The organism is Campylobacter sp. BCW_6464, from assembly GCF_001762775.1.
Taxonomy (GTDB): domain Bacteria; phylum Campylobacterota; class Campylobacteria; order Campylobacterales; family Campylobacteraceae; genus Campylobacter_D; species Campylobacter_D jejuni.
This window is the reverse complement of the sequence record NZ_MJXM01000082.1, coordinates 1-8,069: the sequence shown is the minus strand read 5'-3', so window position 1 is coordinate 8,069 and position 8,069 is coordinate 1. Positions and strand designations below refer to the sequence as shown.

The following is an 8,069-nucleotide window of genomic DNA, read 5'->3' as shown; positions in this document are numbered from 1 at the left end:
TTAAGTCCTGAGTTTGGACTCACTTATAAAGAAATAGAAAAAGAATTTAAAATAACTAAAAAAGTAGAAATGCTTTTAAGTAGTGATAGCGAAATTGGAATTTGCAAAAGTATGGGTTTAACTCAAATTTCTTTTGCTGAAGCTTTAAACGAATTAAAGCCTGATATTATAGTGGTTTTAGGAGATAGGTATGAAATTTTTTCTTGCGTAGCCAGTGCTATGATTTGTAAAATCCCTGTAGCACATTTACATGGTGGAGAAGCAACTTGGGGTTTAATCGATGAAGCCATACGCCATAGCATTACCAAAATGTCACATTTGCATTTTGTAGCTACCAAAGAATACCAAAAACGTGTCATTCAACTTGGAGAATCTCCTTTGCGTGTTTTTAATGTAGGTGGATTCGGGCTTGATAATATTGCTAATTTAAAGCTTTTAAGCAAAGATGAACTTCAAAAAGCATTGAATTTCACCTTTGAAAAAAGAAATTTTCTTATCACTTTTCATCCTGTTACCTTAGAACACCAAAGCTCTCAAAAGCAATTTCAAGATTTGTTAAAAGTTTTAGATCTTGAATACAAAAAAGAAAATTTAGGACTTATTTTTACCAAGTCAAATGCAGATACCAATGGACGCATTATCAATGAAATGATAGACGATTTTTGCTCTTGTCATAAAAATTGCATAGCTTTTGTTTCTATGGGTGCTTTAAACTATCTTAGCTCCATGCAATTTATAAATGCAGTTGTTGGAAATTCTTCTAGTGCTTTATGTGAAGCTCCAAGCTTTAAAATAGCAAGCATTAATATAGGCGATAGACAAAAAGGACGCATTAAAGCAAAATCTGTAATTGACTGCGAAGCCAATTTTAAAAGCATAGAAGAAGCTTTTAAAAAACTTAATGATAAAAATTTCATTAAAGAATTAAAAAATACTGAAAATCCCTATGGAAAAGCAGGAGCCGCTAAAAAAACAAAGGAAATTTTAAAAAAGTTTAATCTTGAAAATATTTTGAAAAAAGAATTTTTTGATATTGATTTTTCTACGGAGTTTGAAAAATGAGAATTTTTTTCATAGGTTGTGTTCAATTTTCACATTTTGCATTAAAAAAACTCTTGAGTTTGCAAAATGAAAATTTACAAGTTGTAGGCATAGCCACCAAAAAAAAATCCGATTTTAATAGTGATTTTTATGATCTTAAACAAGACATAAAAAATCTTCCTTGTCTTCATGTAAAAGATATTAACGATGCTCAAAGTTTAAAATTTATTCATTCTCTTAAGCCTGATATTATTTATTGTTTTGGCTGGAGTTCTTTGATTAAAAAAGAACTTTTAAACTCATATCCCATCATAGGTTTTCATCCTTCTAAACTTCCTTACAATCGTGGAAGACATCCTATAATATGGGCTTTATTTTTAAACCTAAAAGAAACTGGATCAAGCTTTTTTGTTATGGATAAAGGAGCGGATACAGGTAGAATTTTAAGTCAAAAAAGCATTAAAATTTCATCTAAAGACAATGCTAAAAGCTTATACGAAAAAATCGCTCAAAAAGCCCTTAAACAAATAGAATATTTTACTTTAAAAATTTATAAAAAAAGTCTAAAAAATAAAGATTTTAAAAGTATTTTATACACCTTATCTTATCAACAAACAAAGGGAAATGCATGGAGAAAAAGAGATTTTAAAGATGGAAAAATCGATTTTAGGATGAATAGTCTAGCCATTTATAATCTCATTCGTGCTTTAGCACCTCCTTATATAGGAGCTGAAGTTTTATATAATAATAAAATTTATAAAATCTACGAAGCTAAAATCGTTAAAAATTCACAAAATAATTTAGAATGTGGTAAAATTTTAAAAGCCAATCAAAAAGGAATTTTAGTTAAAAGTTATGATGGAGCCATACTTTTAACCAAGCATAATTTTGATATTTTACCTAAAAATGGGGAATACTTTAAAGGATAAATTTTGTATAAAAAAGTTTTGGTTATAGCAGTTCATCCTGATGATGAAACCTTAGGAGCTGGAGGAACTCTTTTAAAGCATAAAGCAAAAGGTGATGAAATTCATTGCATCTTTTGCACAGATATTTTTGAAGATGAAGGATTCTCTAAAGAACAAATTGACACAAGAGAGCAAGAACTTCAAGAAATTTCTAAAAGCTATGCTTTTACAAGCATACATAGGCTAGGACTTAAAACGACAAAAATAGATCAATACAGCCAAGCCCATCTTGTCTCTTTATTCTCACAAATTTTTGAAAAAATTAAACCCAATATTCTTTATTTACCCTTTGCTTACGATGTGCATAGCGATCATAGAATTATTTTCCAAACCGCTTTTTCATGCACTAAAAGTTTTCGCTATCCTAGTATAGAAAAAATTTTAATGATGGAAACCTTAAGCGAAAGCGAATTTGCACCCGCTTTAACACATCAAAGTTTTATACCTAATGTTTTTGTAGATATTAGTGATTTTTTTGAAAAAAAATGCCAAATAATGAAAATTTATAAAAGTGAATTAGGCAGGGCACCTTTTCCAAGAAGTATTGAAAATATAAAAGCTTTAGCTACCTTTCGTGGTTGTACTATGGGGGGGGGGATTTTAGCTAATGCTAAATATGCTGAAAGCTTCATGCTCCTTAAGGAAAGGTGTTAAAAAAATAATGCTTATAAGTGCAACAAGGGCTGAATGGTATCTTTTAAGAAATTTATGTCATGAAATTCAAAATGATAAAGATCTAAACCTTCAAATCATCGCTACAGGAGCACATTTAAGTCCTGAGTTTGGACTCACTTATAAAGAAATAGAAAAAGAATTTAAAATAACTAAAAAAATTCCTATATTACTCGCAAGTGATGATAAAATAAGCCTTTGTAAAAGCATGAGCTTAGCCTTTAGTGCTTTTAGTCAAGCTTTTGAAGACTTAAAACCTGATATGGTGGTGATTTTAGGTGATCGTTATGAAATGCTTAGTGTAGCAAGTGTGTGTCTTTTGATGCACATACCCTTAGTGCATTTATGTGGTGGGGAGCTTACTTTAGGAGCTATTGATGATAGTATAAGACACAGCATTTCAAAAATGTCACATTTACATTTTGTAAGTCATGAAATTTATAAAAAAAGGCTTTTACAACTTGGAGAAGAAGAAAAAAGGGTTTTTAATATAGGCTCTTTAGCTTCTACTATCATAAAAAATATGAATTTTTTAAGCAAAAAAGATTTAGAAAAAGCCTTAGAAATGAAACTAGATAAAGAACTTTACTTAATCACTTATCATCCTTTAACCCTAAATGTAAAAAACACTCAAAAAGAGATTAAAACCTTGCTTAAAAAACTTGACACCCTTAAAAACGCAAGTTTGATTTTTACCAAAGCAAATGCCGATGAAACTGGACTTTTAATCAATGAAATTTTGCAAAATTATTGTCAAAAAAACTCACACAAGGCTAAACTTTTTGACAATCTTGGCTCACAAAAATACCTAAGTCTTATGAAAATAGCCAAAGCCATGATAGGCAATTCTTCAAGTGGTATTAGCGAAAGTCCTTTTTTTAAAACCCCTTGCATTAATATAGGCGATAGACAAAAAGGGCGTTTAAGAACTCAAAATATCATTGATTGTGAAATTAATGATCTTGATCAAGCTTTTGAAAAATTAGAAAGTGAAGATTTTAAGCAAAAATTAAAAAATTTCAAAAACCCTTATGATAATAATAAAAATCCCAATAAAATCATAAAAACTTGCCTAAAAAATGTAAATTTAGATACAATTTTACATAAAAATTTCATCGATTTATAAGGCTTAGTGTGGATATAAACAAACTCAAACTCACCCCTGATTCAAGCATAAAAGAAGCTTTAAAAATAGTCGGAAAAGAACGCGTTAGACTAGGCATTATAGTTGATAAAAAAGATAAATTTTTAGGAGTCATTAGTGATTCAAACATCAGAAAAGCTTTAATTGGTGGCAAAACTTTAAAAGATAGTATTAAAGATATTTACACTAAAAATCCCATCACCATAAAAGAAAACACAAGCAAAGAAGAGCTTTTAAAACTTTCTGCTAAAACCGATATTTATGATTTTCCTGTTTTAGATGAAAAGGAGCAAATCCTTTCTATAAAATCTATCTCATCACTCTTAAAAGCCAATCCAAACTCCATTATCATCATGGCTGGAGGCTTAGGCTCTCGCTTAAAAGAATTAACTAAAGATACTCCAAAACCCATGCTAAAAGTAGGCAAAAAGCCTATTTTAGAAAGTATAGTCCAAAGGCTTAAAAATCAAAATTTTGAAAATTTTATCTTTTGTGTGAATTATAAAAAACAAATCATAGAAGATTATTTTCAAAAAGGGCAAAAATTTGGGGTTAAAATCTCTTATGTTAAAGAACGTAAAAAACTAGGCACAGCAGGAGCTTTGAGCCTTATAAAACAAGAATTTAAAGAAAGCTTTATCGTTATGAATGCAGACATTTTAACCGAGCTTGATTTTAATGATCTTTTAAAAGCGCATAAAAAATCAAAAGCTTTAATGAGCGTTTGCGTGCGTGAGTTTGAGCAACAAATTCCTTATGGAGTTATCACTCAAAAGCAAGGTTTTATAGAAAATATAGAAGAAAAACCCACTCAAAAATTTCTAGTAAGTGCAGGAATTTATGTGCTTGAAAATGAAATTTTAAATTTAATTACTAAAAATGAATACCTAGACATGCCTGAACTCATCAAACTCGCTCTACAAAAAGGTAAGGTAAATACCTATATCATCAATGATTATTGGATCGACATTGGAAGACCAAATGAGTTTTTAAAAGCCAATGAGGATTTTAAATGAAAATCTTAATCATAGGCTTTGGAAGCATAGGAAAAAAGCATTTTTTAGCCTTAAAAAATTTAAATTATGAAGTAAGTTTGCTTTCTTTAAGTGCTAAAAAAGAAGAGTTTGAAAAAACTCCAATTTATCGCTCTTTAAAAGAATGTCATTTAAATGAATTTGATCTTTTTATCATCGCAAATATCACCACAGAGCATTTTAACACCTTAAAAGCTTTAAATGAGCTTGTAAAAGATAAAATCATACTCGTAGAAAAACCTTTATTTGAAAAGGTACAAAATTTCACAAGCTCAAAAAATCACATTTATGTAGCGTATTTACTGCGTTTTCATCCTGTGATTGTAGCTTTAAAAAAACTTTTAAAAGGTGAAAAAATTTATTTTGCTAGTTTGGTTTGTAATTCTTATTTGCCCCATTGGAGGGCTTTAGACTACAGGAAAAATTATAGCGCTAAAAAAGAGCTAGGTGGTGGGGTTTTGCTCGATCTTTCTCATGAAATCGATCTAGCCTTTTTTCTTTTTGAAAACTTAGAGCTTGAGTACTCCCAAAATGCTAAAATTTCAGAGCTTGACATAACAAGCGATGATTTTGCCTTTTTGGCTTTAAAAAATTCACAAGAAACTAAAATTCATATAGAATTAGGCTATTTTTCTAAATTTAACAAAAGAGAAATTACCATTCACACTTTAGAAAAAAGCTTTAAAGCCGATTTAATAAACAATAAAATCGAAATTTATCACAAAGATCAAAGTCAAAAAATCTTAAATTTTGAAAACGATACGATAAAAACCCTTCAAAATTTACATCAAGCAATCTTTGAAAAAGACAAAGAACTTTGCGATCTTAAGCAAGCTTTAAAAGTACTTGAACTTTGTGATGAAGTAAGGAAAAAAAATGGCTGAAATTTTATGCACCATTTGTGCTAGAGGCGGAAGTAAAGGCGTTAAAAACAAAAATATTAGAAAGATCAATGAACTTGAAATGATAGCTTATAGCATCATACAAGCTCAAAATTCAAAGCTTTTTAAACACATAGTCATAAGTACTGATAGTGATGAAATCGCAAGTGTAGCCCAAAAATACAATGCTGAAGTTTTTTTCAAAAGAGAAGCTCATCTTGCCAATGATCAGGCTGCAAAACTTCCTGTCATGCGTGATGCCTTGCTAAGAAGTGAAGAGCACTTTAAAACGCATTTTGAAACTCTCATAGACTTAGATGCTTCAGCCCCACTTCGCTCAAGCCTTGATATAAAAAAAGCTTATGAAAGTTTTGTTACAAATGATAATTCCAATCTCATCACCGCAGTTCCTGCTAGACGCAACCCTTATTTTAATCTCATAGAAATACAAAATAACAAGGTAGTAAAATCCAAAGAAGGAAATTTCACCACTCGCCAAAGTGCCCCAAAATGCTACGATATGAACGCTAGTATTTATATCTTTAAAAGGGATTATCTTTTAGAAAATGATAGTGTTTTTGGCAAAAACACAGGGCTTTTTGTAATGGATGAAAGCACGGCTTTTGATGTAGATAGTGAACTTGATTTTAAAATCGTAGAGTTTTTAATCTCTTTAAAAAATTTATCACCAAAGGATTTTTAATGCTTGAAAATAAAATCATCTTTGTAGCAGGAGCTTGTGGGCGTATAGGTAAAGCGCTTTGCAAAAAAATACTTCTTAATAAAGGCACAGTCATACTTGCAGATATTAACAAAGAACGCTTAAAAGAACTGCGAGAAAATTTAGAAACAAATTTTAAAACAAAACTTTTAAGCTTAGAACTTGACATCACCAAGCAAAAAAGTTTGCAAACTGCCCTTGAAAAAAGTCATGCAAGACACGGTAAAATCGATGCTTTTGTCAATTCAAGCTATCCTTTTGGCAAAGATTGGGGTAAAACGCCTTATTATGGACTCAAATACGAACAAATTTGTGAAAGTTTAAATTTACATTTAGCAGGTTTTATGCTGGCAGCTCAAGAATTTGTGAAATTTTTTAAAAAACAAGGCCATGGCAATATCATCAATCTTAGCTCCATCATGGGAGTTTATGCGCCAAAATTTGAAAACTATAAAGGCACTTCTATGCAAAGCTCTTTAGAATATAGCGTGATAAAAGCAGGGGTTAACCACATGGGCTCTTGGCTAGCTAAAGAGCTTTTTAATCAAAACATACGCGTTAATACCCTAGCAAGCGGGGGAATTTTAGATAATCAAAACGAACTTTTTTTAAAAGCTTATAGAAATTGTTGTGCGAGTAAGGGTATGCTAGATGCAGATGATGTATGTGGAACTTTGGTATTTTTGCTTAGTGATGAGAGTAAATTTATCACAGGACAAACCTTAGTAGTAGATGATGGATGGGGTTTATGATGACCTTCACTCCTACCCAAAAAGAGCTCTTTAACAAAAATATTGAAGCTTTAGGTAATATTCTTTTAAAAGAAAGTTTAAAAGAAATCAAGTCTAGTAAATTTGAACTTATCTTAGGTAAAGATAATCTTGATATCAATCTAAAAGATAATTCAGTGGGGGAGTATAATGAAAATTTACTTTATCAAAACCCCATTAAAGAGTTACAAACTATGTTAAACACTTACAATGACAAATACCTACTTTATCCTGTATTGTATTTTTATGGTTTTGGAAATGGAATTTTATTTAAAGCTTTATTACAAAATAAAAATCATCAGCATATCGTTGTTTTTGAAAAAGATATAGAGATCATTTGGGCAATGTTTCATATCTTAGATTTTTCAAATGAATTACAAAATTCAAGATTGATGATTTTAGAAACTAGTTCTTTAGATATAGAATTTTTTTCTAATTTTTGTTCTAACAAACCTTTCTTTCAATTTTCTAGAATTTATTTTTTAGAACTGATGAGTAATTATTATGAAAGATTTCATGAGGATGTTTTGGAGTTAAATAAAAAGCTAGCGCAGCATTTTAAAGATTCTATTATTTCTCATGGTAATGATTCGCTTGATGCCCTTCAAGGCATAGAACAATTTGTTTATAATCTTCCTCAAATGATCACTCATCCTAGTTATACAGAATTACTTTCTAAAAGAAAGAATTTAAGTGATACAGCTATTATTGTTTCTACAGGACCAAGTTTAACCAAACAATTACCTTTATTAAAAAAGTATGCTAATAAAGCTACGATTTTTTGTGCAGATTCTTCTTATCCTATTTTAGCTAAGCATGGTATAAAGCCTGATTATGT

At 30.1% G+C, this 8,069-nt stretch carries 9 protein-coding genes; all 9 read left to right on the top strand.

Annotated features, from left to right (window positions below; all coding sequences use genetic code 11):
• Window positions 1-1,062 (top strand): UDP-N-acetylglucosamine 2-epimerase (gene neuC / locus AJ885_RS09585; RefSeq protein ID WP_070281219.1); only part of this gene is annotated, 1,062 nt, incomplete at its 5' end.
• Window positions 1,059-1,970 (top strand): formyltransferase family protein, encoded by a 912-nt coding sequence (locus AJ885_RS09580; RefSeq protein WP_070281217.1) that lies wholly within the window; start codon window positions 1,059-1,061, stop codon window positions 1,968-1,970. The genes neuC and AJ885_RS09580, both read left to right, overlap by 4 nt.
• Before the next feature lie 3 nt (window positions 1,971-1,973).
• Window positions 1,974-2,663, top strand: a complete 690-nt coding sequence (locus tag AJ885_RS09575) for a PIG-L deacetylase family protein (RefSeq protein ID WP_052805971.1) — start codon at window positions 1,974-1,976, stop codon at window positions 2,661-2,663.
• Window positions 2,626-3,807 carry a GDP-N,N'-diacetylbacillosamine 2-epimerase (hydrolyzing) gene (legG, locus tag AJ885_RS09570; RefSeq protein WP_070281215.1) on the top strand — a complete coding sequence of 394 codons (1,182 nt, stop codon included), beginning with the start codon at window positions 2,626-2,628 and terminating at the stop codon, window positions 3,805-3,807. Before AJ885_RS09575 ends, legG begins: the two co-directional genes overlap by 38 nt.
• An 8-nt stretch (window positions 3,808-3,815) precedes the next feature.
• Entirely contained in the window at window positions 3,816-4,841 is a 1,026-nt protein-coding gene (locus AJ885_RS09565) for a nucleotidyltransferase family protein (protein WP_070281213.1), read from the top strand.
• Complete coding sequence (gene ptmF / locus AJ885_RS09560; protein WP_070281211.1) at window positions 4,838-5,743, top strand: L-glutamine-D-fructose-6-phosphate isomerase subunit; 906 nt, start codon at window positions 4,838-4,840, stop codon at window positions 5,741-5,743. Before AJ885_RS09565 ends, ptmF begins: the two co-directional genes overlap by 4 nt.
• Complete coding sequence (legF, locus tag AJ885_RS09555) at window positions 5,736-6,443, top strand: CMP-N,N'-diacetyllegionaminic acid synthase (RefSeq protein ID WP_070281209.1); 708 nt, start codon at window positions 5,736-5,738, stop codon at window positions 6,441-6,443. The genes ptmF and legF overlap by 8 nt, the downstream gene beginning before the upstream one ends.
• Window positions 6,443-7,213, top strand: a complete 771-nt coding sequence (locus tag AJ885_RS09550) for an oxidoreductase (RefSeq protein ID WP_070281207.1) — start codon at window positions 6,443-6,445, stop codon at window positions 7,211-7,213. Before legF ends, AJ885_RS09550 begins: the two co-directional genes overlap by 1 nt.
• Window positions 7,213-8,069, top strand: an 857-nt coding sequence (locus tag AJ885_RS09545; RefSeq protein ID WP_141080865.1) for a motility associated factor glycosyltransferase family protein, incomplete at its 3' end; no start/stop codon positions are given. The genes AJ885_RS09550 and AJ885_RS09545, both read left to right, overlap by 1 nt.

Coding starts and splice junctions, on each gene's coding strand:
- AJ885_RS09580 (WP_070281217.1), top strand. CDS start 1,059: ATGAGAATTTTTTTCATAGGTTGTGTTCAATTTTCACATTTTGCATTA.
- legG (WP_070281215.1), top strand. CDS start 2,626: ATGCTGAAAGCTTCATGCTCCTTAAGGAAAGGTGTTAAAAAAATAATG.
- ptmF (WP_070281211.1), top strand. CDS start 4,838: ATGAAAATCTTAATCATAGGCTTTGGAAGCATAGGAAAAAAGCATTTT.
- legF (WP_070281209.1), top strand. CDS start 5,736: ATGGCTGAAATTTTATGCACCATTTGTGCTAGAGGCGGAAGTAAAGGC.
- AJ885_RS09550 (WP_070281207.1), top strand. CDS start 6,443: ATGCTTGAAAATAAAATCATCTTTGTAGCAGGAGCTTGTGGGCGTATA.